This window comes from Arthrobacter sp. BK1, assembly GCF_056680055.1.
Map to the genome: position 1 here is coordinate 446198 of NZ_CM155263.1, position 26775 is coordinate 472972.

The window sequence follows — 26775 nt, forward strand, 5'->3', positions numbered from 1 at the left end:
GTTACTGGCGAGTAACATAGTGTGCACTGCCGCCCGTCGCTGCCCTTTGGCTCCTGACGGGCGCCCATGTCTCGATGAGGAGTTATACGTGAGCCACCACGGAAGCAGCGGATCCCCGCGTACTGTCCGCGACGTCGTCTTTGTTGACGGCGTCCGCACACCCTTCGGCCGGGCCGGTGAGAAAGGCATCTATGCCGGAACACGCGCCGACGATCTGATGGTCAAATGCATCCGCGAACTGCTGCGCCGCAACCCCACGTTGCCGGCCGGCCGGATCGACGAAGTGGCAGTGGCCGCTACCACCCAGACCGGAGACCAGGGCCTCACCCTGGGGCGCACGGCTGCCCTCCTGGCTGGGCTCCCCCGAACTGTCCCGGGGTTCGCGATCGACCGTATGTGTGCCGGTGCCATGACCGCAGTCACCACGACGGCGAGCGGCATCGGTTTCGGCGCCTACGACGTCGTGATTGCCGGCGGCGTGGAGCACATGGGAAACCATCCGATGGGCGCCGGAGCTGATCCGAACCCGCGCTTCATGTCAGAGCGGCTGGTCGACCCGGCCGCGCTGAACATGGGCAACACAGCCGAAAACCTGCATGACCGCTTTCCCGCCATCACCAAGGACCGCACGGACGCCTACGCCGTCGCCTCACAGAACAAACTCGCGGCCGCCTACGGCAACGATCAGATCCAGCCGGACCTGGTGCCCGTGGCCACCCTGAAGCCAGGGCAGGGCTGGACCCTGAACAGCGTCGACGAGCCACCCCGGCCCGGCACCACACTGGAGGACCTTGCCGCCCTCCGCACTCCCTTCCGGGCCCACGGTCGCGTGACTGCAGGCAACGCGGCCGGGCTGAATGACGGCGCCACGGCCGCCGTCCTGGCGTCCTCTGACGCCGCCGCAGAGCTGGGCCTGCCGGTCAAGATGCGGCTGGTCAGCTACGCGTATGCCGGCGTCGAACCCGAAGTGATGGGGATCGGCCCGGTACCGGCCACCGAGAAAGCCTTGAAGAACGCAGGGCTGACTATCGGCGACATCGGGCTTTTTGAAATCAACGAAGCCTTCGCCGTGCAGGTGCTCAGTTTCCTGGACCACTTTGGAATTTCCGACGACGATCCCCGCGTCAACCGGTACGGCGGCGCCATCGCTGTGGGCCATCCCCTTGCCTCCTCCGGCGTCCGGCTGATGAACCAGCTCGCCCGCCAGTTCGAGGAGGATCCCTCCGTCCGGTACGGGATCACCACCATGTGCATCGGCCTCGGGATGGGGGCCACCGTGATTTGGGAGAACCCGCACCACACCGATTACAGCGGCACCGTCACCACCACGGCCGGCGCCACCGCAGACGAAGCAACCACCGAAGGAGCCGCCGCATGAGCGCCGCCGATTTCACCAAGCTTGCCGAGCTCTTTCCCGACGAACGGGTGACACACTCCTACGTTCAGGACATCGCGCTGCCGGCAACGCCCGGCAATCCCAGCCCGGGCGTCTTCGCGCTCATCACCCTGGACAACGGCTTCGACCACACCAAGCCCACCACGCTGGGTCCCAATACCCTGATCGAGCTGGGCACCGTCCTGGAAGGCCTCAAGGACCGTGCTGCCCGCGGCGAAATCGCGGCTGTCGGCGTGACCGGAAAACCCTACTTCCTCGTGGCGGGCGCTGATTTGTCCTCGGTCAAGTCGCTCAAGACCCGCGACCAGGGGCTGTGGATGGCCCAGCTCGGACACGACGTGTACGGGACGCTGGCAAACCTGGGCGTCCCCAGCTTCGCCTTCATCAACGGGGTGGCACTTGGCGGTGGCCTGGAGATTGCCCTGCAGTCCACCTACCGCACGGTATCCACAGCAGCCGGCGCGCTGGCACTGCCGGAAGCCGCCCTCGGCCTGGTCCCTGGCTGGGGTGGCGTGTACATCCTGCCGAGGCTGATCGGACCGGAGAACGCGGTCAAGGTGATGATCGGGAACCCCCTCAGCAACAACCGCACCCTGAGCGGTCCCGAGGCTTTCGAGCTTGGCATCGCCGATGCGCTGTTCGAGCCTGCCGACTTCGTGGAGCAGTCCATTGCCTGGGCAGCCAAGATCATCACCGGCGAGCTGGTCCCGGAGCGGGCCAACGCCGTCGATCCCTCACTGCCCGAAGTATCAGAGCGCTGGAGCGCAGCAGTGGCGGCAGGCCGCGCGATGGTGGAAGCGAAAACATCCAACGCCTCACCGGCGCCCGCCAAGGTGCTGGAGATCCTCGAAGCCAACCGCACCCTGACCCAGGCCGGGTCCGCTGCCCTTGAGTGTGAGACCTTGGCCGGGCTGATGCAGACCGATGAGTTCCATGCCACCGTGTACGCGTTCCTGGACCTGGTGCAGAAGCGGTCCAAGCGGCCGGCCGGCGCTCCGGACCGCAAGCTGGCCCGGCCCGTCACCAAGGTGGGCGTGGTGGGTGCCGGGCTGATGGCCAGCCAGCTGGCACTGCTGTTCGCCCGGCAACTCAAAGTCCCGGTGGTCATGACGGACATCGACCAGGCCCGCGTGGACAAAGGCGTGGGCTATGTCCATGCAGAGGTGGACAAGCTTTTGGGCAAGAAACGGATCAGCCAGGATGCGGCCAACCGCACCAAGGCCCTGGTGTCCGGTTCGGTATCCAAGGAGGCCTTCGCGGACGCGGACTTCGTCATTGAAGCCGTCTTCGAAGAACTGAACATCAAGAAGCAGGTCTTTGAAGAGGTGGAGGCAATCGTCTCACCGGAGTGCATCCTGGCCACCAACACCTCCTCGCTGTCGGTCACGGCCATGGCTGAGGACCTTGCCCACCCGGAGCGGCTGGTGGGCTTCCACTTCTTCAACCCGGTGGCCCTGATGCCGCTCCTGGAAATCGTGCGCGCTCCCAGGACCGACGACGCCGTCCTGGCCACCGCGTTCGAGCTCGCGAAGGGCCTGAAGAAGACTGCTGTCCTGGTCAAGGACGCACCGGCCTTCGTGGTGAACAGGATCCTGCTGCGGCTGATGGGCGAAGTGATCGCGGCTTTCGACGAAGGCACCCCGGCAGAGGTGGCCGACAACGCGCTCCGTCCCATGGGCCTGCCCATGACGCCGTTCACCCTGGGCGCCATGGTGGGCCTGCCGGTGGCCCAGCACGTCCAGGAATCCCTGTACGCCGCGTTCGGTGAGCGCTTCCCTGTCTCCGCCAACCTGCAGAAGCTTATCGACAACGGCGTGAAGACCTTCTGGGCGCCCGCCGCCGATGGCAGCCAGGAGGTCCCGGCTTCAACCCTCTCGCTGCTGTCCTTTGGTACGTCACCGTCCACCGGCGGGGAAGTGCTGCGGCGGGTACAGGATGCCCTCGCCGAGGAGATCGGGCTGATGCTCGACGAAGGTGTGGTGGCGGGGCCCGAGGACATCGACCTGTGCATGATCCTTGGCGCAGGCTGGCCAATGTTCCTGGGCGGCATCACACCCTACCTGGACAGGGTTGGCGCCTCCGAACGCGTCAACGGCAGGCGCTTCCATGCCCCCGGCGTCGCATCCGTGTCTGCAGCTGCCTAAAAGTCTCCAGCCCCACCGACGACGGTTGCAGGCTGGTTGATCCCAAGGAAAAGGGCCGGTGCGGGGTTGACCCGCAGCGGCCCTTTGTCCTTGCACCATCAATCCGGTGGGCTGGAGGCTCCGCCTAGCGGCGGGTCTCGTCGATTCCGTCGGCCTCGATGCGCTCCTTGCGGACCTGCTCATCCACTGTCACCTCGTCAGTGACGGTGTCCTTGTCGAGCCGGACCCGCTCCACCGGAACGGTTTCCTTCTCCACGACGGGGCGCTCCTCATGGAGGGTCACCTCGTGTTCCTCTTCGCTGAGCGCCGGGCCCGACATGGCAGCGCCGCGGTTGGCATCAGTGATGGGTTCGCGTTCCAGCCTGACTTCCTCGCGCTGGACCGGGACTGTCTTGGTGACGTTTTCCGTGGTGACGTACTTACGCAGCCGGACCCGCCCGGTGGCCTCCCGCTCCTTGCCGATATTCACCCGCTCTTCAGATCGCGTCATCGCGTCATCAGTAGTGGGGCCGGACGTATCCCGGCCTACGGTGCCATGGGAATCGTCAGTATCGTACGTGGCAGCCGGTCCGGTCGGGGCGAGATCGGCATCGGTGCCCCTGGTGGCGTCGGTGTAGGTCCTGCCACCGCCGAGCTGGTAGTGCTGGTAGAGCCGGTCCTCCTCGGCGGGATCCAGATGACTGTCCGTGTCAATGCGCGGCGCATCCTTCACCTGGTCCTTGCTGTAGGGAACCACGAGGTCGTGACCCTCAACTCTTGCCGCCTCGAGCGGCACGAATGACTGGGACGTGCCGAACAGTCCGGTCTTGACCGTGACCCAGGTGGGCTGGCCGTTGTCGTCGTCGGCGTAGACCTCCCCTATAGAGCCGATCCTGTCCCCACCGGCGGAAAGGACGTTTCCGTTTTTGCTGAGCAGTTGGTCGATGTGTTCCTTGGCGAGCATGGTGCCTCCTTGGCTTCGATCTTGCTTGGCTTTTGTGTTTCCCCCAAGCACTATCCTAAGCATGCTTACTATCTAATTGGCAAGCATACTTATTAATATTGTGATCGAAGAGGTAGGGTCACGTGGCCAGGAAGAGGCCCAGGGAACACGGGTTCAGGAGGGGCTGCCGCCCTTTGGCTGCTTGGCCTTACCGCCCGCCGCTTCAGGGTTCACGTCGTGAGTGGCGGCATCATGGTCCTCGCTCTTGTGGCGGGCTTCTTCGAGGTGATGCTCCAGTTTCTCCTCTGCCTCCCGGCGCCGCTGGCCGACGGTCCGGATCTGCTGGGTGGTCGGCTGGGCATGCGCGTGCAGGTGGGGGCCCACATCGCGGGTATTTTCAGTGTTGTTCTCGCTCATACTGGCATCGTCCCACCGGTTGTCAGCAACGGGAAGGGCCTGCCGGCCCTGAGTTCGGTCCTTGGCGACCCGCCGCCACGGGCTGGCCGGCGGCCGTACGATGTGACAGTATGCGCGTCCCGGATGAGGACGGCATTGACCCTTTCGAAAGGCAGAACGATGCCCCATTACGATCTCGCCATCATCGGTTCCGGATCGGGAAACTCTCTGATCACCCCGTTCTGGGACAACAAGCGGGTGGCGCTCATCGAGGGCGGGGTCTTTGGCGGCACGTGCGTGAATGTCGGCTGCATCCCGACGAAAATGTTCGTCTACCCGGCGGGCCTGGCCGCAGTGCCCGCCGAAGCGTCACGTCTCGGCGTGGAACTGACGCTCGGGAAGGTCCGGTGGAACGACATCCGTGACAGGATTTTCGGCCGCATCGACGCCATCGCCGAGAGCGGACGACGCTACCGGGACGAGGAGCTGGAGAACGTTGACCTGTACCAGGAATTTGTCCGTTTCACCGGCCCCCGCTCCCTGCGGACCGAGTCCGGCACAGTCATCACGGCCAGCCGGGTTGTGGTGGCTGCAGGCTCCCGTCCGGTGCTGCCGGACGTCCCGGGCATGGACCTCCCCCAGGTGCACACCTCTGACACCGTCATGCGCATCGATGGCCCGCCGCGGCAGGTTGTGGTTGTGGGCGGCGGCTACATCGCCGCCGAGTTCGCCGCCATCTTCCACGGCTTCGGCGCCGAGGTGGTCCAGGTCAACCGGTCACAGCGCCTCCTGCGCCACAACGACGAGGAAATCTCCCGGCGCTTCGCCGAGGCTGCCGCCGGCCGCTGGAAGCTTGAGCTGGGGTTCTCGCTCCGCGCTGTGGAGGACACCGGGAACGGCAGGGTCACGGCGGTTTTCGACGACGGCGAGGGCAAGCAGTTGCGCCTCGAGACGGACATCGTGCTGATGGCCACCGGACGCGTGCCCAATACGGACCGGTTGGATGTTGACGCAGCAGGCTTCGACCTGGACGGGGACGGAACGCTGGCGGTGGACGCGCAGCTGCGGATACTCTCCAACGGCGAGCCGATCGACGGCGTCTTTGCCCTGGGGGACATCGCCAACCCCTACCAGCTCAAACATGTGGCCAACCGGGAGGCCCGGGTGGTCGCCCACAACCTGGAAAATCCCGACGGGATGCGCACCATTGACTACACCGCCGTACCGTTCGCCGTCTTCAGCGAACCCCAGGTTGCTGCCGTGGGGCTGACCGAGGAGGAAGCAAGGTCAGGAGCCGCGGAGGGGACAGAGATTGTGGTGGCTGTCCAGGAGTACGGCAGCACGGCCTACGGCTGGGCCATGGAGGACTCAGAGGGCATCGTGAAGCTGATTGCGGAGAAGTCGACCGGCCGCCTACTGGGCGCCCATGTCCTCGGCCGTGAAGCCTCCCTGCTGATCCAACCGCTGGTCCAGGCCATGGCTCTATCGACGACCGTGTACGCGCTTGCCCGCGGACCCTATTGGATTCACCCGGCGCTGACCGAAGTGGTGGAGAACGCCCTGCTGGCGCTTGATGTTCCCCGGCCCGCCGACGCTCCCCTGTAGGACTCCTGGGCAGCAGAAGGGGCTGCTTTCCTAGCCAAGCCGCGCAGCGAGCCTGCCGACGGAGGAGATCAGCTCGTCAAAGGCGGCGGCCGGGTTGTTGTCGGTGACGATCCTGGCATTGGGCGGTTTGCCCCACAGGCCCCGGTAGTCAGCGACGGTGGTCCCCATGAGCAACGGAGAATCCACTTCCACGTCCACGGTGGCCGGGCGGGTGCTGTATTCCAACGTTCCGGCAGCAACACCGGCTGCGAAGAAGTCGTGGACATGCGCCAGGTATCCCTGGTTGTAGAGCCGGTGGAATTCGAAGTAGAACCGCAGGGCATCGGACAGGTGGCGCACCAGCGGGTTCTCTGCCCTGCTCCGCAGCCCCTCGGGCTGCTCCGGCAGAACCAGTTCCTCATCGGCACACCCTGCCGCGGCCGCGAGCCGGCGCACATGCCCGGGCCGCAGCTCCATCCGCTCGGTGGTGTCCAGTGAACAGACAATGGGCAGCCGGTCCTCCGGCAGGCCGCTGAAGGCTGCGTAGACTTCCTTCGCCGCCTGCGGATCGACGTGGGTGTTCCACTCCGCCGTCGGCGTCGTGTTGCCCTGGTGGTAGAAGCTCCCGCCCATGATGACCACTTTGCCCAGGAGGTCAGGCAGCCGTGGTTCACGCCTGATGGCCAGGGCGAAGTTGGTCAGCGGCGCCGTGATCAGGGCCGTCAGCTCCCCCGGATGGGCCCGGGCCGCGTCCACCCAGATATCCGCAGCATGCCGTGGCGACACTGTGCCCGCAGGTGCGGGAAGGACTGCATGGCCGATGCCCTGCGGTCCGTGGGTCTCCGGCGACACCACCAGGGGTATGGCGAGCGGAACTTCGGCACCGACGGCGACCTCCACGTTGCCCCGGCCGCACAGCTCCAGCAGGGCAAGGGTGTTCGTTGCCACCTGTTGGGCATTCACGTTCCCCGGGGACGCCGTCACGGCCACGAACTTCACGTCCGACCGCGACGCCAGGTAAGCCAGCGCGAGAGCGTCGTCTATCCCGGTGTCGACGTCCACCAGCATCCTGGTCATCGGTGTACCCGCCTAGAAGAGAGCGACTTTGGGGACCCTGGGAAAAATGTCATCGAGCTCGGCGAGATCCCCGGTGGACGGCACCCAGGCAGCCGCTTCGGCGTTCTGGCGGATCTGTTCGGGCCTGGTGGCTCCGGCGATCACGCTGCCGACGGCGGGCTGGGCCGCCAGCCAGGAGAAGGCGACCTGGATTTCAGTGAGGCCGCGTTCTCCCGCGAAGGAGCTGAAGCGCCTGAGCTGGTTCCAGTCGGCGTCGTGCACCATATTCGTGCGGGTGTGGCTCAGCCTGGAACCCGCCGGCGCTTCACCCGGGGCGTATTTGCCGGTCAGGAGCCCGTTGGCGAGGGGGAAGTATGGCAGGACGCCCAAGCCGTATGCCTCGGCCGCCGGGGTAACCTCGAGCTCCGCCCGACGGTCCAGTAGGTTGTAGTGGTTCTGGCTGGAGATGAACCGGGTCTTTCCGGCGGCCCGGGCGACAAACTCAGCCTCGGCGATCTGCCAGCCGGCACGGTTGGAGTGCCCGATGTAGCGGACCTTGCCGCTGGTCACCAGGTCATCGAGGGCGCTGAGGGTCTCCTCGATGGGCGTCAGCGGGTCCGGGGTATGGAACTGGTAAAGGTCAATCCAGTCCGTGCCAAGCCGGCGGAGGGAGGCCTCGGCGGCACGGACAATGTACCGGCGGGAGCCCCTGGCACCGTAGTCCGGACCGTTGGCGCCACGCACGTTCATGCCGAACTTGGTGGCCACCACTGCCTCATCGCGCCTGCCGGCAAGGGCCTTGCCCAGCATCGTTTCGCTGAGTCCCGGTTCGCGCCCGTAGTTGTCCGCGACATCGAACAGGGTCACCCCTGCTTCCAGGGCCGCCTGGACGACGGCGTCGGAACCGGCCTGTGACTCGGTGGCCGTATTGGCCCGGCCCAGGTTGTTACAGCCGAGCCCCACCACGGAGACGGCGAGCCCGGAGTTTCCCAGGCGGCGGTATTCAGGCAAAGCAATCCCCCTAGAGGCTGAAGCTGTTGGCCGGCTTCGCGGAGTACTTGAGCTTGAAGTTTTCCGGTTCGCTGTAGGGCGCGGCGCCAATGCTCAGTTTGGTGAAGTCCAGGTCCTCCCCGCGGGCGCAGACCTTGATCGCGTTGATGGCCTTGTTTACCTCGGGGCAGAGGCAGAAGATGTTCAGCTTGTAGTCGCTGAACTCCGATCGCTCCACGGTGCCCAGCCCGCGCCAGGCAAGATGGCTGATCAGCGCGTCCTTCGCCTTCTCCTCCAGGTAACGGTCGCGGTCGGTACCCTCTTTGGTCTTGAGGGCGAACTGGGCGACAACCCAGAACTGTTCCTCATCGGGAATTTCAGCGAAGCCGTCCTCCGCGCACTGCACGGCAAAGGCATCCATCAGTCCCTCAGCTGCGGCGGCGTCGGGAACATCGGTTTCCTCGGTCTTGCTCTGGTGGCCCACCACGCCGTAGTTCATCACAAACTGGCTGTAGTCCTCATCGAACCAGCCTTCACGGAAGTGCAGTACTGCCTCGTCGTCCTTCTTGTAGACCCTGATAATCCCGCTCATGACCGTCCCTTCGTGAACCACTCAACGTCTGTTCCGTCGAACGGTGCCTGCTGCGCCTTGACGGCCTGATAAAGCTCATCCGCGGCCACCTGGATATCCTCCACCAGCCGGTCCGGGTAGTTCATGCTGACACGGTGCTCCGCAAATTCGTCCTGGTCATCGATGAAGACGCCGCGCCCGGCCATCCGGATGACGTCAAGATCCATGTCAATGACATGGAACTCGGTAACGGCGGGCCTGATGTCCGTCCATTCGTGGGCCACCGCCAGATCCACGTAGACCCTGACCCCGTTGGGGTGGGCCTCGTCGTAGAAGGTGGCAACCCAGTCACCGGACCGCGGCACCAGCAGGACGGCGTCGGACCGGGTGTAGAAGGCAGCGCCCGGGCGGGAACAGAACTCGTTGGTCCCCTGGAAAATCCACCAGCCGTGCCTGTCCTCGCCAAGGTACCGTCCTGGGACCACCCAGTGGGCTTTTCCGTTCCACTTCCTGTTCCGGGCCACTACCAGCTGGCCCGGTTTGAGCCCGGCCGGAACACGGGTGGTGCTGCTCAGGTGGATCGGCGCATTGTCCCCCACGGCGCCGGGATACTTGAGGGCGTCTTCGTCCCTCACAGGATCGGAAGGCTGCCGGTGGTGGGGTGTTCCTGGCCTGGCAGGGGACGCGCAAACGGGACTTTGGTCCCCAAAACCTGCGCGACGACGTCGTGCGTTATCTGCTGGGCGGTCATGCCTACGCGTTCCAGAACCTGGCTGCGGGTGCCGTGGTCAAGGAACTCGGCCGGAAGGCCCACCTCGTTCAGGGCGGTATCAACCCCGGCCGCACGCATTTCCTGGCGGATCCGCGATCCCACGCCGCCTGCCCTGACGCCATCCTCGATGCAGACCACCAGCCGGTGATGGGAGGCCAGGGCAATGATGGACCGGCGCACGGGCAGCACCCAGCGGGGGTCAACCACTGTGGTGCTGATTCCCTGGGCTCCCAGCCTGTTGGAGACGTCCAGGGCCAGCTCGGACATTGCACCGACACTGACAATCAGGACATCGTTTTCGGTGGATCCCGATGGCCTGCGGGCCAGCACATCGACGCCGTCGGAAAGCCGCTCGATGGCCTCCACTTCGGCACCCACGGTCCCCTTGGAGAACCGGACCACGGTGGGCGCGTCATCGATGGCCACAGCCTCGCGTAGCTCTTCACGCAGCCTCGATGCGTCACGGGGGGCCGCAAGGTGGAGTCCGGGAACGATCTGGACCATGGCCATGTCCCACATGCCGTGGTGGCTTGCCCCGTCCGGTCCCGTGACGCCTGCCCGGTCCAGGACGATGGTGACTCCGGCCTTGTGCAAAGCCACGTCCATCAGGAGCTGATCGAAGGCACGGTTCAGGAAGGTGGCGTAGACGGCCACCACGGGGTGGAGCCCGCCGAAGGCCATGCCTGCAGCGGACGTGAGGGCATGCTGCTCGGCAATTCCGACGTCGATCACCCGGTCCGGATGCTTCGCCGCGAATTTGTGCAGGCCGACGGGGATCAGCATGGCCCCCGTGATGCCGACAATGTCGGCGCGTTCGTCAGCGATATCCGCGATCTCGTCGGCGAAAACCGAGGTCCAGGACTGCGCCCCGGAGGCTCCTGTGGGTTCGCCGGTTTCGGGATCGATGATGCCCACCGCATGGAACTGATCGGCTTCATGGGCGCGGGCAGGGGCGTAACCGTGGCCTTTTTCGGTCATGGCGTGGACGATCACAGGACCGGCGTAGTTCCGGGCTGTCGAAAGGGCGTGCTCCATGGCCTGGAGGTTATGGCCGTCCACCGGGCCGATGTACTTCATGCCCAGGTCCTCGAACATCCCCTGTGGTGCCCACCAGTCCTTGATGCCCTTTTTCATGGCATGCAGGCTCCGGTAGGTGAACTGGCCCACGGGTCCGCCGTTTTGGAGCTTCTTTTTCCACCAGTCCAAGGTGCCTTCGTAGGCAGGCGCCGCCCGGAAGGAGTCGATGGTGGGGCGCAGGGAAGCCAGGTAGTCGGCGAAGCCGCCCACCGTGGGCGCATAGGAGCGGCCGTTGTCATTGACCACGATCACCACACGCCGGCGTTTGTCAGCTGCAATGTTGTTGATGGCCTCCCAGGCCATGCCACCGGTCAGGGCACCGTCACCCACGACGGCGACGACGTAGCGGTCTCCCTCGCCCGTGAGCTGCCGGGCCCGGGAGATCCCATCCGCCCAGGACAGGGACGAGGACGCGTGCGAGCTTTCCACGATGTCGTGTTCGGACTCGGCGCGGGAGGGATAGCCGGACATGCCGCCCTGCTGCCGCAGGGTGCTGAAGTCCTGGCGGCCGGTGAGGAGTTTGTGGACATAGGACTGGTGGCCGGTGTCGAATACCACGCTGTCACTGGGCGAATCAAAGATACGGTGCACGGCAAGGGTCAGTTCCACAACGCCGAGGTTGGGGCCGAGGTGTCCACCGGTCTGGGAGACGTTGGTGATCAGGAAACTCCTGACCTCAGCTGCCAGCTCTTCGAGCTGCTGCGGGGACAGTTCCTTCAGGTCCTGCGGATTCCGGATGGTGTCCAAGATTCCCAATGACCCCTCCTTCGGGTGGTAGACGTGCCTGTTAACTCTAACGCCTTGGCTCAAATGCAAAGCCGAAGCCCCGGCAGGTCGGTGACCGGCCGGGGCTTCGGGAGTTGCTGCCTGGGTTCAGATTCCCGCTAGTTGGCGGAGATCTGGCGCAGGACGTACTGCAGGATGCCGCCGTTGCGGTAGTAGTCAGCTTCACCCGGGGTATCGATGCGGAGAACAGCATCGAAGGACTTGGTGGAGCCGTCTTCTGCGGTTGCCGTGACCTTGAGCGTCCTGGGGGTGGTGCCCTCGTTCAGGGCGGTCACACCCTCAACGGCGAACGTCTCGGTTCCGGTCAGTCCCAGCGTGGCCGCGGACTCGCCGGCCGGGAACTGCAGGGGCAGGACGCCCATGCCGATCAGGTTGGAGCGGTGGATACGCTCGTAGCTTTCGGCGACGACGGCCTTGACGCCCAAAAGCGCGGTTCCCTTGGCTGCCCAGTCACGGGACGAGCCGGAGCCGTATTCCTTGCCGGCCAGGACCACCAGCGGGGTGCCGGCTGCCTGGTAGTTCTGGGCGGCGTCGTAGACGTAGGCCTGCGGGCCGTCAGCCTGGGTGAAGTCGCGGGTGAAGCCACCCTCAACGCCGTCCAGGATCTGGTTCTTGATGCGGATGTTCGCGAACGTGCCGCGGATCATGACTTCGTGGTTGCCACGGCGTGAGCCGTAGGAGTTGAAGTCCTTGCGCTCCACACCGTTGGCCAGCAGGTACTGGCCGGCCGGGGTGTCGGACTTGAAGGAACCGGCCGGGGAGATGTGGTCGGTGGTGACCGAATCGCCCAGCTTCAGCAGGACGCGTGCACCGGTGATGTCGGTGACCGGCTCCGGCGTGGCCTTCATGCCATCGAAGTACGGGGGCTTCCGGACATAGGTCGAGTTCGGATCCCAGGCGAAGGTGTCGCCGGCGGGGGTGTCGAGCGCCTTCCAGCGGGCGTCGCCGTCGAAGACTCCCTCGTAGCCGCGGGCGAACATGTCCTTGTCGATCGAGGAATCGATGACCTGCTGGACCTCGACCGGGTTCGGCCAGATGTCCTTGAGGAAGACGTCGTTGCCTGCTTCGTCCTTGCCCAAAGCGTCGGTGTCGAAATCGAAGTCCATGGTACCGGCCAGGGCGTAAGCGATGACCAGCGGCGGTGAGGCCAGGTAGTTCATCTTGACGTCCGGGTTGATGCGGCCTTCGAAGTTGCGGTTACCGGAGAGCACAGCGGTCACGGAGAGGTCGTTGGCCTGGATGGCTTCTGAGATTTCGGCGTCCAGCGGGCCGGAGTTGCCGATGCAGGTGGCGCAGCCGTAGCCGACGATGTAGAAGCCCAGCTTCTCCAGGTACGGGGTCAGGCCGGACTTCTCGTAGTAGTCGGTGACAACCTTGGAGCCCGGGGCCACGGAGGTCTTGACCCACGGCTTGGACGTCAGGCCCTTGTCCACGGCGTTGCGTGCCAGGAGTGCTGCGGCGAGCATCACGGACGGGTTGGACGTGTTCGTGCAGGACGTGATCGAGGCGATGGAAACCGCTCCGTGGTCCAGCTCGAACTCGCGGCCGTCTTCGGTCTTGATGTGGACCGGGCTGCTCGGGCGCCCGTTGGCACCGTTCGCGGCGGACTCAACACGGCTGGTCTCAGTGGTGTGCGAGTCAGCGTGCGTGAAGGACGGCGCGTCCGAGGCCGGGAAGGATTCGTCCAGGGACTCGTCCACGCTGCCGTCTTCGATGGCGACGTAGTTGTGGATGTCCTTCCGGAACTGCTCCTTGGCATCGGTCAGCTCAATGCGGTCCTGGGGACGCTTCGGGCCGGAGATGGAGGGAACAACCGTGGACAGGTCCAGCTCGAGGTACTCGGAGAACTTGATCTCGCGGGAAGGATCGTGCCAGAGGCCCTGTTCCTTCGCGTAGGACTCCACGAGGGCGACGTTGGCGTCGGACCGGCCGGTGAGGCGCAGGTAGTCCAATGTGACGTCATCGATCGGGAACATTGCGGCGGTGGAGCCGAATTCGGGGCTCATGTTGCCGATCGTGGCGCGGTTTGCCAGCGGCACAGCCGCAACGCCTTCGCCATAGAACTCGACAAATTTGCCCACCACACCGTGCTTGCGAAGCTGCTCGGTGATGGTCAGCACAACGTCGGTGGCAGTGGCGCCGGCCGGTATGGACCCGGTCAGCTTGAAGCCCACGACGCGCGGGATCAGCATCGAAACAGGCTGTCCCAGCATGGCTGCTTCGGCTTCGATGCCGCCAACGCCCCAGCCCAGGACACCCAGGCCGTTGACCATCGTGGTGTGGGAGTCGGTGCCGACACAGGTGTCCGGGTAGGCGCGCAGTGCACCATCCACTTCGCGGGTCATGACAGTGCGGGCCAGGTATTCAATATTCACCTGGTGCACGATGCCGGTTCCCGGCGGAACAACCTTGAAGTCGTCAAACGCGGTCTGGCCCCAGCGGAGGAACTGGTAACGCTCCCCGTTCCGCTGGTATTCGATCTCCATGTTGCGCTCCAGTGCGCCGGAGTTACCGAAAGCGTCGATCTGCACGGAGTGGTCAATGACCATTTCCGCAGGAGCGAGGGGGTTGACCCGCTTGGGGTCACCGCCGAGTTCCTTGACTGCTTCACGCATTGTCGCCAGGTCCACCACGCAGGGGACGCCGGTGAAGTCCTGCATGATCACGCGGGCAGGCGTGAACTGGATTTCTGTATCGGGCTGGGCATTGGGATCCCAGCCAGCCAAGGCGCGGACGTGATCGGCAGTGATGTTCGCGCCGTCCTCGGTCCTCAACAGGTTTTCAAGCAATACCTTGAGGCTGAACGGAAGGTTTTCTGCACCTTCAACGGAGTTCAACCGGAAAATTTCGTATTCGGTTCCGGCTACATTAAGTTTGCCTTTTGAACCGAAGCTGTCCACAGTGCTCATCGCAGGACTCCTCTCGCAACAGTTTCATCTTTGTCGCGCGGTAGACCGCTTGCTAGTTAGGCAGGCCTTATTAGTGCCGGCCCAAGAAAGTTGCAGGAGGTCGGCCGCGAAATACGGGGCGCGACGTGGGATTACTCCGCCCATAGTAGTCGAAATAGTTCCCGTGTCAGCGGCCCGGAGTCAGCAAGGCGACCGTCTCCAGGTGATGGGTGTGCGGATACAGATCAAAGGCCCGCAGCCCGGCCAGCGACCAGCCCTCCTGCTGGAAGTACCCCACGTCCCTGGCGAAGGATGCCGGATCACAGGAGACATAGGCGATCGCCCGCGGACCCGCGGTGACCAACTGGTTGACCACTGCCTTGCCCGCGCCTGCCCGTGGGGGATCAAGGACCAGGGCATCAAAGTTCCGCGGGTTCTGGCGGAGTATGCGCTCCACCCGGCCCTGGACGATCTCCACCTGCGGCGCTCCGTGGAGGTTCTTGCGCGCGTCGCGGCTGGCTCCCGGGGCCCCTTCCACCGACAGCACCGAGCCCGTCTCCCCCACCGCATCCGCCAGCACGGCGGTGAACAGCCCAGCGCCGGAGTAGAGGTCCGCCACTACCGAGCCGGGCTCCAGGAAGCCGCCGCCGTGGAGGAATTGTGTGACTGCCCCCACAAGTGTCCCGGGCGCGTCGCGGTGGATCTGCCAGAATCCGGCGCCACTGACACGGTAGTCGTGGCCCGCGGCACTCTCCTGGACCCAGGTGCGGCCACGCAGCTGCCCCACCTCCCCGGTGAGCGGTTCGAAGGTGGCGACGGAGACGTCGTCGGGGAGTTGTGAGGCAATGGCACTGAGCCGCTTGGGTTTCGTTCCCGGCGCCGGAGCGAGCAGCACCAGCGGGCGCGAACCGTTCGACGGCGCCGCCACCTCCACCCGTGCGATGCCCTGGAGATCGATGTCCCATAACCGCAGCCTGTTGATGCCATCCACCGCCAGGGGCATTTCCCGGACCGGGATGATCTGGTCTGAACGATGCGCGTGCATGCCCAGTTTTCCTCCCGTGGTGACCGAGAAGCTTGCCCGGGTCCGCCACGCGAGGCCAGTACCGGCGTCGTACGCGGTCCCCCCTTCCTGGGACGCACCCACGGCTTCCACTTCGGGGGAAAGTTCGACGCCGCCGAGCCGCTGAAGCTGCTCGGCGAGTACAGCCGATTTCAGTGCCCGCTGGCGGGCCAGGGAGATATGGCCGAACTCGGCCCCGCCCACCGGCGGGTGGCCGTGGCTCCACGCCCGGCCGGAGTCCGCAACATGCCAAAAGTGCGCGGTCCTGTCCGGTGATGCCTCCAGCACCTCCACAACATCTGCCCGCCAGAACTTGGCTGAGTCCCCCGCGTCCGTCAAGCGGACCCGGACCTTCTCCCCTGGAATGCCGTGGCGGACAAAGATCACCCGGCCATCATGGCGCGCCACGCAGTGGCCGCCGTGGGCCACCGGGCCGACGTCGAGCACCAGCTCAGGAAGGGCTGCCGTGGCAGTTGCGGACGGGGTCTGTGTTTCGGGGGTCATCTAATATCCTGCAGGTTCTTTGCTTCTTCGGATGATTTCAGCTGCCACGGGACACTGGCCACCATCACGCCAGGTTCAAAGTGGAGCCGGGTCTTGATGCGCAGCGCCGTCTGGTTGTGGACCAGCTGCTCCCACCACTTACCCACCACGTACTCGGGGATGTAGACCACCACCAGGTCGCGCGGGGAATCGCGGCGCATGTTCTTCACATATTCCATGATGGGCGTGACGGTCTCACGGTAGGGACTCGCGAGCACCGTCAGCGGCACCGGGATTTCAAGCTTCTCCCAGTCGGCCACCGTCTGGGAGGTTTCCTCGGCGTCTATGTCCACCGTAATGGCGTCCAGCCGGGACGGCCGCGACGCCCGTGCATAGGCAAGGGCGCGGAGCACCGGTTTGCGCACGTGCGAGACGAGAAGGACTGCGTGGACCCTGGACGGCAGGGCGCGCGGGGAGGAGTCCTCGTCAACGGCCAGTTCCTTGGCCACGTTGTCGTAGTGCATGCGGATACTCCACATGATCAGGAACAGCACCACCATGGCCAGCAGGGCGATCCAGGCACCCTGTTCGAACTTGGTGATCAGGACGATGACCAGCACCAGGGCGGTCATGCCGAAGCCGATGCTGTTGATGGTCCGGGACTTGATCATCCGTCGCCGGACGGCCTTGTCCTTGGCCAGCTTCAGCTCCTTCCCCCAGTGCCTGATCATGCCCAGCTGGCTGAGCGTGAAGGAGATGAAGACGCCCACGATGTAGAGCTGGATCAGTTTGGTGACGTCGGCGTTGAACGAGAGGATCAGAACCAGCGCGCCGGCAGCGAGGGCCAGGACGCCGTTGCTGAAGGCCAGCCGGTCACCCCTGGTGCGCAGCTGGCGCGGCAGGTAGCCGTCCTGGGCGAGGATGGATCCCAGGACGGGAAAGCCGTTGAACGCGGTATTCGCCGCGAACACCAGGATAACGCCTGTGGCGGCGACGACGAGGTAGAACAGGATGGACCCGGGGCCGAAGATGGTCTGCGCGATCTGGCTGATGGCCGGGCTCTGGATGTATCCCTCGGGCAGCGGCAGGCCATCGACGAGGAACTCCGTGGCCGGGTCCAGCACAATGTGGACCCGGGTGGCGTTGGCGAGGTAGATGATGCCCGCCAGCATGGTTGCACCGATGACACCGAGCAGCAGCAGGGTGGTGGCCGCGTTTTTGCTCTTGGGCGTCTTGAAGTTCGGCACGCCGTTGCTGATCGCCTCGACCCCGGTCAGGGCAGCAGCGCCGGAGGAAAAGGCCCGCAGCAGCAGGAATGCTCCCGCCAGGCCCACCAGGCCTTCGTCGAATCCGGGAGCCGGCACGATCGTGAAGTCCGCGGACGGCGCCTGGCCCAGCTGGCCGGTGGCTGCCTGGAAAATCCCTGTTGCGGTCATGCCGAGGATCGAGGCCATAAAGATGTAGGTGGGGACGGCGAACAGCGTGCCGGCTTCCTTGACGCCCCGGAGGTTGACCAGTGCCAGGATCACGACGCCGATGGTGGCGATCAGGGCCTGTTGCCCGTGCAGGGACGGCACTGCCGTGGTGAGGTACGCGGCCGCCGAGGACATCGAGACGGCCACTGTGAGGACGTAGTCCACCAGAAGCGCCGATGCCACGGTCAGGCCGGCATACTTGCCCAGGTTCTCGTTGGCGATTTCGTAGTCGCCCCCGCCCGACGGATAGGCGTGTACGTTCTGCCGGTAGGATGCCACCACTGTCAGCAGCACCACCATGACGGCCAGGCCCACCCACGGCGAAAAAGCCACGGCGCTGACACCGGCAAGGGCCAGCGTGAGCAAAATTTCGTCAGGCGCGTAGGCAACTGAGGACAGTGCGTCTGAGGCGAAAACGGGAAGCGCGATCCGCTTGGGAAGCAGTGTGTGGGCGAGCCTGTCATTCCTGAAGGGCCTGCCCACCAGCACCCGTTTTACGGCATTCAGTATTGTCAGCACTCCACAAAGCTAGTCTGATTCCCGGCCTATGTCATGACGGCCTCCGCGCGGCTGCAACCCTGGCCGTGCCGGTAGAGTTCTAGCAGCAGCAACGGGCTATGGAAGTTGAGGAGATACGGTGGCGCATTTCGTGATCATGGGATGTGGCCGGGTGGGAGCGACTCTGGCGCATACGCTGGAGGATGCCGGTCATTCCGTGGCCATCATTGACCAGGATGACCGTGCGTTCCGCCGCCTTCGGCAGGGCTTCACCGGGCGCAAGGTCACCGGCGTGGGTTTTGACCGGGACACCCTCCAGCAGGCCGGGGTGGCTGAAGCCTACGCCTTCGCTGCCGTGTCGAGCGGCGATAACTCCAACATCCTTGCCACGCGGGTGGCCCGCGAGACTTTCCACGTCCCGCACGTCGTGGCGAGGATCTACGATCCGGGCCGGGCGGAAATCTACCAGCGGCTCGGCATCCCCACTGTGGCCGCCGTCCGCTGGAGTGCTGACCAGGTATTGCGCCGCATCCTTCCCGAGCAGCACCTGGCCGGCGACTTCCGCGAGCCGTCCGGGCGGCTGGTGCTCGCCGAAGTGGATCTGGACGCCGGGTGGATCGGCCACCGCGTCAGCGAGATCGAAAAAGCCGCGGACATCCGGGTGGCATACCTCACCCGGTTTGGTGAGGGCATGCTTCCCGAGACCGCCACCACATACCAGGACGGCGATACTGTCCATGCCATGCTGCCCGTGGAGCGCAGTTCCCAGGTCGCACAGATCCTGGCCAAAGCACCTGCCAAGGAGTTGTAGTGAAGGTTGTCATAGTCGGCGCGGGGAGCGTCGGGTCTTCGATCGCCAGGGAATTGCTGGCTCACAAACACGAAATCCTGCTGATCGACCTCAAGCCCGAGGTCATCGGACGCAGTGGCCTGCGCGGCGCGCACTGGCTGGTCGGTGACGCCTGCGAACTCAGCACCCTGCAGGGTGCGAAGGTGGAGGAGGCCGACGTCGTGGTTTCTGCCACGGGCGACGACAAGGTGAACCTGGTGGTCTCGCTCCTGGCCAAGACCGAGTTCGGCGTGGGACGCACGGTGGGCCGGGTCAACAATCCCAAGAACGACTGGATGTTCAACGACTCCTGGGGCGTCGATGTGGCGGTCAACACCCCCCAGCTGATGACCGCGCTGGTGGAGGAAGCCGTAGAGATCGGCGACCTCGTCCGGTTGCTGACGCTGCAGACCGGTGTGTCCTCCCTGGTGGAGTTCACCGTCCCGCACGATTCCCATGTCATTGGCCTGACCGTAGGTGATATCCGTTGGCCCGAGGACTCCACGCTGGTGGCGATCCTGCGGGACCACGCGCCCATCACTCCCAGCCGCGACGACGTGATCGACGGCGGGGACGAACTGTTCTTCGTCACCACGATCGCTGCCGAGGACGAGTTGCGTGCGCTGCTGTCCCCGGAGTCAGCTGAACCGACCGGGGACGCCCAACCGCAGGAGAGTGTTCCGGTAGCCGGGGCTCAGGCTCCGGAGGACGACGGCTTCGAAGGCTGATCATCGGCGGCCGGAACCGGCCGCGTGATCAGCCATGCGATCCAGACACCAAGGATGTACAGCGGGGTACCCATGATGAGCCGGGTGGTGGCAAGGGCCGCGAGGCCGTCTGCTCCCATCAGGTACAGCGGAACCTGGACCACCAGGCGAAGCACCAGCACACCGACGATGATCCACGTGCCCAGGCGGTACGCCTTGAGTCGGACGGGTTCCTTGCGCCAGTCCATGCCCTCATTGCGGATGAAGCCGAACAGGAGTCCCGCAACGGGCCATTTGATGGCGATCGAGATGGTCATGGCCACGATGTAGGCGGCGTTGGTGATGAAGCCGGGCAGATAGAAGTCCTCTGCCTTGCCCGTCGTGTTCGCCAGCCAGGCCGAGATGCCCACGCCCACCACTCCCGCCAGGGCCTGGGTCAGCGGGCGGCGCTGGATGAGGCGGACCACCGTGAAGGCAGCCGCCGATGCGAGGGCCGCCACCAGCGCCGGCGTCAGATCCCGCGTCAGGGTGAACGTGACCAGGAAGACCAGTCCGGGCACAATGCTCTCGGCGATGCCCTGCCATCCCCCGGCAGTCTTGAGGACATCGATCCGGCCGTCGTGGGTGCGGTGCAGGCCAGCCTGGGCTGCGTAGCCCTCCGCGAGGCCTGCCATGGAGGCAGGCTCCGTGCCGGCCGGTCCCGTGCCCGTCTGTCCCGGGCCGGATTGTCCCGGGCGGGCCTGCCCCGCTGCATGCGGCTGGTCCGCGCCGGAGGACTGATCGGGCTGGGACGGGGTCATTCGTGCTCCTGGCGGGAAAGTATTTCGTAGCGTGGATTGAAGATGGTGGGCAGCCCCTGGCTGAGGACAAGCATTCCCTCAATGCGGACTTCCGTCCCGGCTTCTATGCCGGGCACCTTGCGCCGCCCCAGCCAGACCACCCGCAGACGGCCCCGGCTGCCGGGCGGTGGCTTCACGCCGGACCGGGCAACGTCCGGATCGGAGACGATGGCCGTAAACGCGGCGTTCTGGTCCGCCGGCATGTAGGTGATTGATTCGATGTGCCCGTGGCACACCACCCGTCCGCGCTCCGGAAGGCGGCTGACAGGCACCCCGGCATTGTCTGACGGACTTGCCGGATCCTGGCGGGAATCAGCCAATCTGCGTGACTTCCGGACCGCGCTCGGGTTTCCGGAGTTCCGGGGCAGCAGGCTCTTCCGGGGCGGGAGGCGGCGGGGTGGGGCTCGCGTCCTTTGGCAGGCGGAGCTGCAGGAGATCACGCGGGGGCATGGGGCTGTCCCCCCTGATGACCACGATCCGGCGGAACAGTGCCTCCAGGGGAGCCGCTGCCGCACGGTCCATGGCTGCTTCGCCGCCCAGGACTCCGCGCAGGAACCACCGCGGGCCGTCGACGCCGATAAAGCGCGCCACCCGGTAACCCTGGCTGCCGTCAGCGGCGCCGGCGGGCAGCTTGGCAATCAGTTCGGACCCGAATTCGCCTTGGATTTGTTCAACCTGCCCGCCCTGGCTTCCCACGGACTGGCCGATCTGCTCACGGATTTCGTCCCAGAGGCCTTCGCTCTTCGGGGCAGCAAAGGCCTGCAGCTGCAGGCTGGACCCGTTCAGGTCCATGGTCACAGCCACCACACGCTGGGTGGCTTCCTCAACTTCGAGCCGGAGCTGGAGCCCCTCGCTCGGGGCGATCAGCAGGGCACCGAGGTCGACATAGCCGTCGCGGGTGGAGATTTCAGAAACATCAAACGGTCCTGTTGCCCGGCGCGCGGTGTCCTCCGAAGCCTTGTCAGCGGAATCGGATGATTCCACTGAGGCCGGGGCCTCATCCGGTTCGGCTGCCTGGTCCTTCTTGGATTTCCTGCCGAGCCCAAAAACCATGTGGTTTGTCTCCTTAGTTGTAAAGTGCCTGGCGGCTGTTCAAGTGCCTGGCGGCTGTAAAAAGTTCCTGGCGGCGCCGAAATTCTTTGTGCCGCCACGGGCAGCCGCTCCGGGCCGGCGAAACAGGCGGGGGATCAGGCTACTGGTGAGGTGAAGCCGCCGGTTGAGCCGAATCCGCCCGCTCCCCGCACGGACCCGCTGAGATCGTTGACGGGGACAAACTGCGCGTACTCCACCCGCTGGATCACCATCTGTGCAATTCTATCGCCGCGCCGCAGTTCGATGGCGTCCCGCGCATCGGTATTGAGCAAGGTCACGGAAATTTCGCCGCGATAGCCGGCATCCACCGTCCCGGGGGCATTAACGATCGTCAGTCCATGCTTCGTGGCCAGGCCCGAGCGGGGGTGGATCAGGGCGACGAAGCCGTCCGGCAGGGCAATGGCTACCCCGGTGGGCACCAGCTTGCGCTCCCCCGGCTGCAACACCACGTCTTCGCGTGCACGCAGGTCAGCACCCGCGTCACCAGGGTGGGCGTAGGACGGAAACTCCAGGCCGTCGTCGAGCATTTTCAGCTGCACCTGGAGTGTCGGGGCCCCGTACGATACGGCAGCATCCTTCACCGCGCCGGGCGCGGTGCTGGCCGAAGCCGGTTCGACAGCAGATTCAACAGTGGCAAGTTCGTCAGTCACAGTCACACACTCTAACGCCCAGCCGCAGTTCCCACCTAGAATCACCGGGCCGCCCGGATGAACCCAAGATGAAATAGCCAGGCAAAGGTGTAAAGCTGTTGGCATGCCCGAACCCAGTTCCACCGCACCTGTCCCCAGCGCCTCCCCAGCCGGCACCCCGGCGGTCTTCCGGGAGAGGCTGTGGCCGAACATCTGGATCTGGATCATCGCTGCGGGGATCTCCGGCGCAGGCATCCTGGTCTTCGCACCGATCAGTATGGCTGCAGGCTACATCGCCGCGGGCGTGCTGTTCACCATCATCGCCGCCATGCTGCTGACTTCCACGCCCACCATCCTGGTCACCGATGAGTCGCTGACTGTAGGCCGCGCCACCATCGAACGCCGCTACATTGGCGGCGTTGAAGCCTTCCGCGGCAAGGAAGCCACCGCGCAACGGGGGACGAAGCTCAACGGACTCGCTTACCTGTGCATCCGGGGCTGGATCGATCCGGTGGTGCGGATTGACATCACGGACCCCGCGGACCGCACCCCTTACTGGCTGGCCTCGTCCCGCCGGCCGGACGAACTGGTAACCGCCCTTTCGGCAAAGTAGGCAGCGGCTCAGCCTTCGCACTCCCGGCAGTAGAAGTGGCCGTCCTTTTCCCTGGCGATCTGTGAACGGTGCCTGACCAGGAAGCAGGAGGAGCATGTGAACTCGTCGGGCAGCAGCGGCACAACCTGCACCAGGAGTTCCTCCCCGGACAGATCTGCTCCTGGCAGCTCATAGCCCGCGGCGAGGTCGCCTTCGTCCTCCTCAACTGCTGCCGTCGGTTTGTCCGATCGCCGGGTTTTCAGTTCCTCCAGCGAATCCTCGTTGAGATCTTCTTCGGACTTCCGCGGCGCATCGTAGTCGGTGGCCATCTCGGTCTGTCTCCGTTCCCTTTCGCTCCTGTGCAGACATCACCCGGGCTGACACGGGACATCAGGTGTTTATGCCCTGTGTGCGGCACATCTTTCCGCAAGCACCCGGCAAAATCCATACCTGGTGGAGACGGGGTTGCCGCCGCTGCGGAAGAAACCAACAGGCGCGGCCTCCATAACGCGGGAAAGTCCCGGAATATCACGGCGCGCCCTCGCTCCTAAGGCAAAAGAGCCGCCGTCGGTGGCAGAGTTTCGATTGATAGTAATGCCAGGGTGGAGGATTTGTATGCAGGATCTACGGCTTGTAGGCGTACACGACGACGGGGAGCATCTCCTGTTGAGCGGCGCCGGCGGCGAGATGTTCCAGCTGCCGATCGATGAAGCACTGCGGTCGGCCAGCCGGTCTTCGGCGAAACCAGCGGCCAAGGCCGCGCCCATTGCGATGTCCCCCCGGGACATCCAGGCGCGGATCCGCAGCGGCGCCACTGCAGCGGAGGTGGCGGATCTTTCCGGTCTGCCGCTCGCCAAAGTGGAACGCTACGAGGGACCGGTGCTTGCCGAGCGGGAGTACGTGGCCCAACAGGCCCGGAAGATCGAAGTTGCTGCCCCCTCCCCTGGCCATGACACCTACCGTTCCGTCTTTGGTGACAATCCGGCGTCCCTTCAGGAAATGGTTTACCACCGGCTCTCGGCGTACGGTGTTGAACCGTCCACCGTGGAGTGGGATTCATGGCGGCGCCAGGACGGCAACTGGACCGTGGCAGCCCGCTTTGAAGCCAACCAGGGCCGCACCGCCGGGATCGGCGAGGAGCCGCCCGCGCTGTGGACCTTCAGCCCGGCCCGCAGATCGCTGCAGAACGCCAACCGCTGGGCGCAGCAGCTCAGCGAGCTGGAGCCCATGGACGGTCCTGTCCCGGCCCGCCGGCTGACTGCCGTCTCCGACCGGCCTTTTGACTTTGAAACTGACGCAGAAGCGGCCGCCCGCAACTCAACCGGCCCGCAGGCCCTCCCCCCGGCCAAGGAATCGGACGGGCTCCTGGACATGCTCCGCTCACGCCGCGGCCAGCGACTGGGCGTGGACGAGGACGCGGACGACGCCCTGGCCCTTCTCCTGACCCACGGCGTGCCTGCCGCGCATCCGCGCCCGTCGGAGGTCGCGGAGCTGGAAACCGGCTCACGGGACAACGCCTCACGGGACAATGGCCCGCAGGAGGATCAGGAAGCTGCCCCCGCAGACTCCGACGATCCGGGCACTGCAGCACCTGCCGCCCCTGTGGATCCGCTGACCCGCAAGCGGGAAGGCCGGCCGTCAATGATGTCCCGGCTGAGCCTGATCCCGCCGCACCGTGACTCTGAAGATGACGTGCTGAAACTGCACGACGGCGTCAGTACAGACACCAGGGAAATCACCATTGTGGCGTCCCCGCAGCGTTCCGCAGGACCTGTATCGCCGTCGGAGCCGCCCAGGGAGTCAACACCTGAGCCGCCGGCCGGGCCCCGCCATCCGACGCCCAGCGTTGGCCTGGATGAGCTCCTGGGCGGCGGAATGCCCCGCAGGGCCGTGGATCCGCAGGGTCCCGGGGAACGTGATCCGCGCGGGGACGACGCCGACCTGCCCGAACGGCAGCCGGCAAAACCGAAGCGGTCCACCGTCCCCAGCTGGGATGAGATTGTCTTTGGAACCCGGAGAGACTGACTTCTCAGGCTGAGGTTTCGCCGGATCCGCGCCACAGGCACGCATCCACCTCAAAGGGCAGCAGCGGATCCTGCCGGGCCATGATGTTGGCACCGTGCGCGGTGACCCGACGCATGTAGTGCCGGCGGCAGAGCGTCTCGTAGCCCACTACCGGCGCTCGGCCATCGCTGCCAGCGGACGCATGGTCAGTGCCCATTTCCACGTCGCCAACCACCACCTGGGCGCCTTCCATGACCATCACACCGTCCACCGTACGGGCATTCTGGGTGGCCCGGCGCCCGCACCAGCACAGCGCCTCGACCTGGAGTACCTGCACCCGGTCGGCAAGCTCGATCAGACGCTGGGAACCTGGAAACAGCCTGGCGCGGAAATCAGCCGTAATGCCGAAGGCAAAAACGTCCACGTCCATCTCGTCCACCACCCGCGCCAGCTGCTCCACCTGGGCGGGAGAGTAGAACTGGGCCTCGTCGCAGATCAGGTAGTCAACACGCTTGCCTTTGGTGCGCCGGTTGACTACTTCGTCCCAGAAGTCTGTGGTGTCCAGGACCTCCACAGCATCGGTCTCCAGACCCAGCCGGCTGGAAATCCTTGACCCGCCGGCGCGGTCGTTGCGGCTGAACCGGACACCGCCCCGCCCGCGGGCCCGGTGGTTGTAGTCCATCTGCAGGGCAAGGGTGGATTTGCCGCAGTCCATGGTGCCGGAGAAAAACAGCAGCTCAGCCACGGGCAGATCTCCTGCCTTCGGCCGGAAAGCACAGCAGCGGGACTTCGCGTTCCGCCTTGGTCAGGGAGCCGTGCTGACCGACAACCTCCATGGCGGCGGGCCTTACCCGGCGGGTGTCGTAGAGGGCCAGGGCGTCGCGGGCGGCAATCATGATGTCGCCGATCCGCGGTTCGACGGCGGGGCGTACAGTCCCGAAGAGCCCGGCAGCAATCGCTTCCTCACGGGTAAAGGCCCAGATCCTGTCACCGAAGCGGGCACGCCAGGATTCGAGCAGGCGTCGCCGGCCCGCGGTGCCGGCCCCCGGTTCAAGATAGAGATGTACCATCCGCGGCTCCCCTGCTGTGTGCCGGACCCCGTCGATGAGCGAAGGGTCCGCGGAGTAGTCGATGCGCTGCTGTTCGGGCACGTCGAGCATGCCGTGGTCCGCGGTCAGCAGCACCGTGGTGCCCGCGGGCAGGGAGGAGTTGAGTCGCTTGACGGTGGCATCGAGCTCCTCCAGCTGGTGTTCCCACTGCTCGGACTGGCAGCCGTACCGGTGGCCGGCTTTGTCCAGTTCGTTGACGTAGAAGTACATCAGGGACGGCCCGGCGGTGGCCATGGCTTCTGCGGCGGCCGCGGTGCGGGCATGGGATGTGGTGGCGGAGACGAAGCGTCCGCCCCGGAGGGCCGCCCTTGTCATGGGCGAGTCGCCGAACTGCGGCAGGCTGACGGTGATCACGTCAAGGCTCTGCGCCGCCCGTTCAAAAACCGTGGGAAAGGGCTGCCAGGCGACGGGGTCCACGCCGGCATCCCAGTTGCCCAGCATGTTGACCACTTTGTCCTGTGCGGGGTCCAGGACGTCATAACCCACCAGTCCGTGCTGGCCCGGCGGGACGCCGGTGCCGAAGCTGGAGAGGGCGGAAGCGGTGGTTGAGGGGAACGTGGAGTCCAGCCACACCGGAATCTCCCCTTGGCCTGCCTGCATCCTGGACCGCAGGAAGGGTGTGTGGGCGGACTTCTGTTTCAGCAGGTTCCGGCCCAGGCCGTCGGCGAGGACCACGCAGACGCGCGACGCCGGCGGGAGACCCAGGGTGTTGGTGAAACCCTCAGCGCCCAGGCTGGCCGCCGCGCTGGTCAGGACCTCCGCGACGGAACGCCGGCCAAAGGCAGGCGCGGGTGGCATGTTTGCCGGGACAGCGGTCCCGGCGGCGGGAATTCCTGAGCCGGCGGTTCCTGCGGTGGACGCCGGCGCTGCGGC

The 26775-nt window shown here is 65.4% G+C and carries 24 protein-coding genes; 7 read left to right on the top strand and 17 right to left on the bottom strand.

Going from position 1 to position 26775, the window contains the following annotated elements:
- The first annotated feature begins 88 nt into the window (after positions 1 to 88).
- Both AC1MCA_RS02025 and AC1MCA_RS02030 read left to right on the top strand, forming a co-directional pair.
- The gene (locus AC1MCA_RS02025) at positions 89 to 1378 is read left to right on the top strand and encodes a thiolase family protein (RefSeq protein ID WP_479800855.1); all 1290 of its coding nucleotides are present in this window, start codon (positions 89 to 91) and stop codon (positions 1376 to 1378) included.
- Positions 1375 to 3540, top strand: coding sequence for a 3-hydroxyacyl-CoA dehydrogenase NAD-binding domain-containing protein (locus AC1MCA_RS02030; protein WP_479800857.1), 2166 nt, complete (start codon positions 1375 to 1377; stop codon positions 3538 to 3540). Before AC1MCA_RS02025 ends, AC1MCA_RS02030 begins: the two co-directional genes overlap by 4 nt.
- A gap of 124 nt (positions 3541 to 3664) precedes the next feature.
- On the opposite strand, the gene AC1MCA_RS02035 is transcribed toward AC1MCA_RS02030, so the two are convergent.
- Positions 3665 to 4483, bottom strand: coding sequence for a DUF2382 domain-containing protein (locus AC1MCA_RS02035; protein ID WP_479800859.1), 819 nt, complete (start codon positions 4481 to 4483; stop codon positions 3665 to 3667).
- Between the two features lie 153 nt (positions 4484 to 4636).
- On the bottom strand, positions 4637 to 4879 hold the full coding sequence (locus tag AC1MCA_RS02040; RefSeq protein ID WP_479800860.1) for a hypothetical protein: 243 nt from the start codon (positions 4877 to 4879) through the stop codon (positions 4637 to 4639).
- A 159-nt stretch (positions 4880 to 5038) separates the two neighbouring features.
- On the opposite strand from AC1MCA_RS02040, the gene AC1MCA_RS02045 reads away from it, so the two are divergent.
- On the top strand, positions 5039 to 6463 hold the full coding sequence (locus AC1MCA_RS02045) for a mycothione reductase (RefSeq protein ID WP_479800862.1): 1425 nt from the start codon (positions 5039 to 5041) through the stop codon (positions 6461 to 6463).
- A gap of 30 nt (positions 6464 to 6493) precedes the next feature.
- On the opposite strand, the gene AC1MCA_RS02050 is transcribed toward AC1MCA_RS02045, so the two are convergent.
- From AC1MCA_RS02050 to AC1MCA_RS02085, 8 genes are all read right to left on the bottom strand, one after another.
- On the bottom strand, positions 6494 to 7519 hold the full coding sequence (locus AC1MCA_RS02050) for a nucleoside hydrolase (protein ID WP_479800864.1): 1026 nt from the start codon (positions 7517 to 7519) through the stop codon (positions 6494 to 6496).
- Positions 7520 to 7531: 12 nt separating this feature from the next.
- Positions 7532 to 8509 (bottom strand): aldo/keto reductase, encoded by a 978-nt coding sequence (locus tag AC1MCA_RS02055; protein ID WP_479800865.1) that lies wholly within the window; start codon positions 8507 to 8509, stop codon positions 7532 to 7534.
- Between the two features lie 10 nt (positions 8510 to 8519).
- Positions 8520 to 9080, bottom strand: coding sequence for a hypothetical protein (locus AC1MCA_RS02060; RefSeq protein WP_479800867.1), 561 nt, complete (start codon positions 9078 to 9080; stop codon positions 8520 to 8522).
- A complete protein-coding gene (locus AC1MCA_RS02065) occupies positions 9077 to 9694 on the bottom strand; it encodes a DUF402 domain-containing protein (RefSeq protein WP_479800869.1) in 618 nt (205 codons plus the stop codon). Before AC1MCA_RS02065 ends, AC1MCA_RS02060 begins: the two co-directional genes overlap by 4 nt.
- Positions 9691 to 11664 (bottom strand): 1-deoxy-D-xylulose-5-phosphate synthase, encoded by a 1974-nt coding sequence (dxs, locus tag AC1MCA_RS02070; RefSeq protein WP_479800871.1) that lies wholly within the window; start codon positions 11662 to 11664, stop codon positions 9691 to 9693. The genes AC1MCA_RS02065 and dxs overlap by 4 nt, the downstream gene beginning before the upstream one ends.
- 128 nt (positions 11665 to 11792) lie before the next feature.
- Positions 11793 to 14603 carry an aconitate hydratase AcnA gene (acnA, locus tag AC1MCA_RS02075; protein ID WP_108597254.1) on the bottom strand — a complete coding sequence of 937 codons (2811 nt, stop codon included), beginning with the start codon at positions 14601 to 14603 and terminating at the stop codon, positions 11793 to 11795.
- 166 nt (positions 14604 to 14769) lie between these two features.
- Entirely contained in the window at positions 14770 to 16149 is a 1380-nt protein-coding gene (locus AC1MCA_RS02080) for a class I SAM-dependent RNA methyltransferase (RefSeq protein ID WP_479800873.1), read from the bottom strand.
- Complete coding sequence (locus AC1MCA_RS02085; RefSeq protein WP_479800874.1) at positions 16146 to 18122, bottom strand: APC family permease; 1977 nt, start codon at positions 18120 to 18122, stop codon at positions 16146 to 16148. Before AC1MCA_RS02085 ends, AC1MCA_RS02080 begins: the two co-directional genes overlap by 4 nt.
- Before the next feature lie 118 nt (positions 18123 to 18240).
- Here AC1MCA_RS02085 and AC1MCA_RS02090 point away from each other — a divergent pair, with 118 nt between their 5' ends.
- Together AC1MCA_RS02090 and AC1MCA_RS02095 are read left to right on the top strand one after the other, a co-directional pair.
- Complete coding sequence (locus AC1MCA_RS02090; RefSeq protein WP_479800876.1) at positions 18241 to 18912, top strand: potassium channel family protein; 672 nt, start codon at positions 18241 to 18243, stop codon at positions 18910 to 18912.
- On the top strand, positions 18912 to 19658 hold the full coding sequence (locus tag AC1MCA_RS02095; protein WP_108597258.1) for a potassium channel family protein: 747 nt from the start codon (positions 18912 to 18914) through the stop codon (positions 19656 to 19658). Before AC1MCA_RS02090 ends, AC1MCA_RS02095 begins: the two co-directional genes overlap by 1 nt.
- Here the strand turns inward: AC1MCA_RS02095 and AC1MCA_RS02100 are convergent.
- From AC1MCA_RS02100 to dut, 4 genes are all read right to left on the bottom strand, one after another.
- Entirely contained in the window at positions 19625 to 20437 is an 813-nt protein-coding gene (locus AC1MCA_RS02100) for a DUF3159 domain-containing protein (RefSeq protein ID WP_479800879.1), read from the bottom strand. The two genes, AC1MCA_RS02095 and AC1MCA_RS02100, sit on opposite strands and share 34 nt — an antisense overlap.
- Positions 20434 to 20748 carry a hypothetical protein gene (locus AC1MCA_RS02105; protein WP_479800880.1) on the bottom strand — a complete coding sequence of 105 codons (315 nt, stop codon included), beginning with the start codon at positions 20746 to 20748 and terminating at the stop codon, positions 20434 to 20436. The genes AC1MCA_RS02100 and AC1MCA_RS02105 overlap by 4 nt, the downstream gene beginning before the upstream one ends.
- 40 nt (positions 20749 to 20788) lie before the next feature.
- Positions 20789 to 21529 carry a DUF3710 domain-containing protein gene (locus AC1MCA_RS02110; RefSeq protein ID WP_479800882.1) on the bottom strand — a complete coding sequence of 247 codons (741 nt, stop codon included), beginning with the start codon at positions 21527 to 21529 and terminating at the stop codon, positions 20789 to 20791.
- A gap of 134 nt (positions 21530 to 21663) precedes the next feature.
- A complete protein-coding gene (gene dut / locus AC1MCA_RS02115) occupies positions 21664 to 22149 on the bottom strand; it encodes a dUTP diphosphatase (protein ID WP_108597264.1) in 486 nt (161 codons plus the stop codon).
- Positions 22150 to 22321: 172 nt separating this feature from the next.
- Between dut and AC1MCA_RS02120 the strand changes: the two genes are divergently transcribed.
- Positions 22322 to 22810, top strand: a complete 489-nt coding sequence (locus AC1MCA_RS02120) for a DUF3093 domain-containing protein (protein WP_479800884.1) — start codon at positions 22322 to 22324, stop codon at positions 22808 to 22810.
- An 8-nt stretch (positions 22811 to 22818) separates the two neighbouring features.
- Here AC1MCA_RS02120 and AC1MCA_RS02125 read toward each other — a convergent pair whose 3' ends face one another.
- Entirely contained in the window at positions 22819 to 23118 is a 300-nt protein-coding gene (locus AC1MCA_RS02125; protein ID WP_479800886.1) for a DUF4193 domain-containing protein, read from the bottom strand.
- Positions 23119 to 23404: 286 nt separating this feature from the next.
- Here AC1MCA_RS02125 and sepH point away from each other — a divergent pair, with 286 nt between their 5' ends.
- Positions 23405 to 24814 carry a septation protein SepH gene (gene sepH, locus AC1MCA_RS02130; protein WP_479800887.1) on the top strand — a complete coding sequence of 470 codons (1410 nt, stop codon included), beginning with the start codon at positions 23405 to 23407 and terminating at the stop codon, positions 24812 to 24814.
- A gap of 4 nt (positions 24815 to 24818) precedes the next feature.
- Here sepH and AC1MCA_RS02135 read toward each other — a convergent pair whose 3' ends face one another.
- Both AC1MCA_RS02135 and AC1MCA_RS02140 read right to left on the bottom strand, forming a co-directional pair.
- Positions 24819 to 25538, bottom strand: a complete 720-nt coding sequence (locus AC1MCA_RS02135) for a thymidine kinase (RefSeq protein ID WP_108600675.1) — start codon at positions 25536 to 25538, stop codon at positions 24819 to 24821.
- Positions 25531 to 26700 carry an alkaline phosphatase family protein gene (locus tag AC1MCA_RS02140; protein ID WP_479803251.1) on the bottom strand — a complete coding sequence of 390 codons (1170 nt, stop codon included), beginning with the start codon at positions 26698 to 26700 and terminating at the stop codon, positions 25531 to 25533. Before AC1MCA_RS02140 ends, AC1MCA_RS02135 begins: the two co-directional genes overlap by 8 nt.
- Positions 26701 to 26775: the final 75 nt, after the last annotated feature.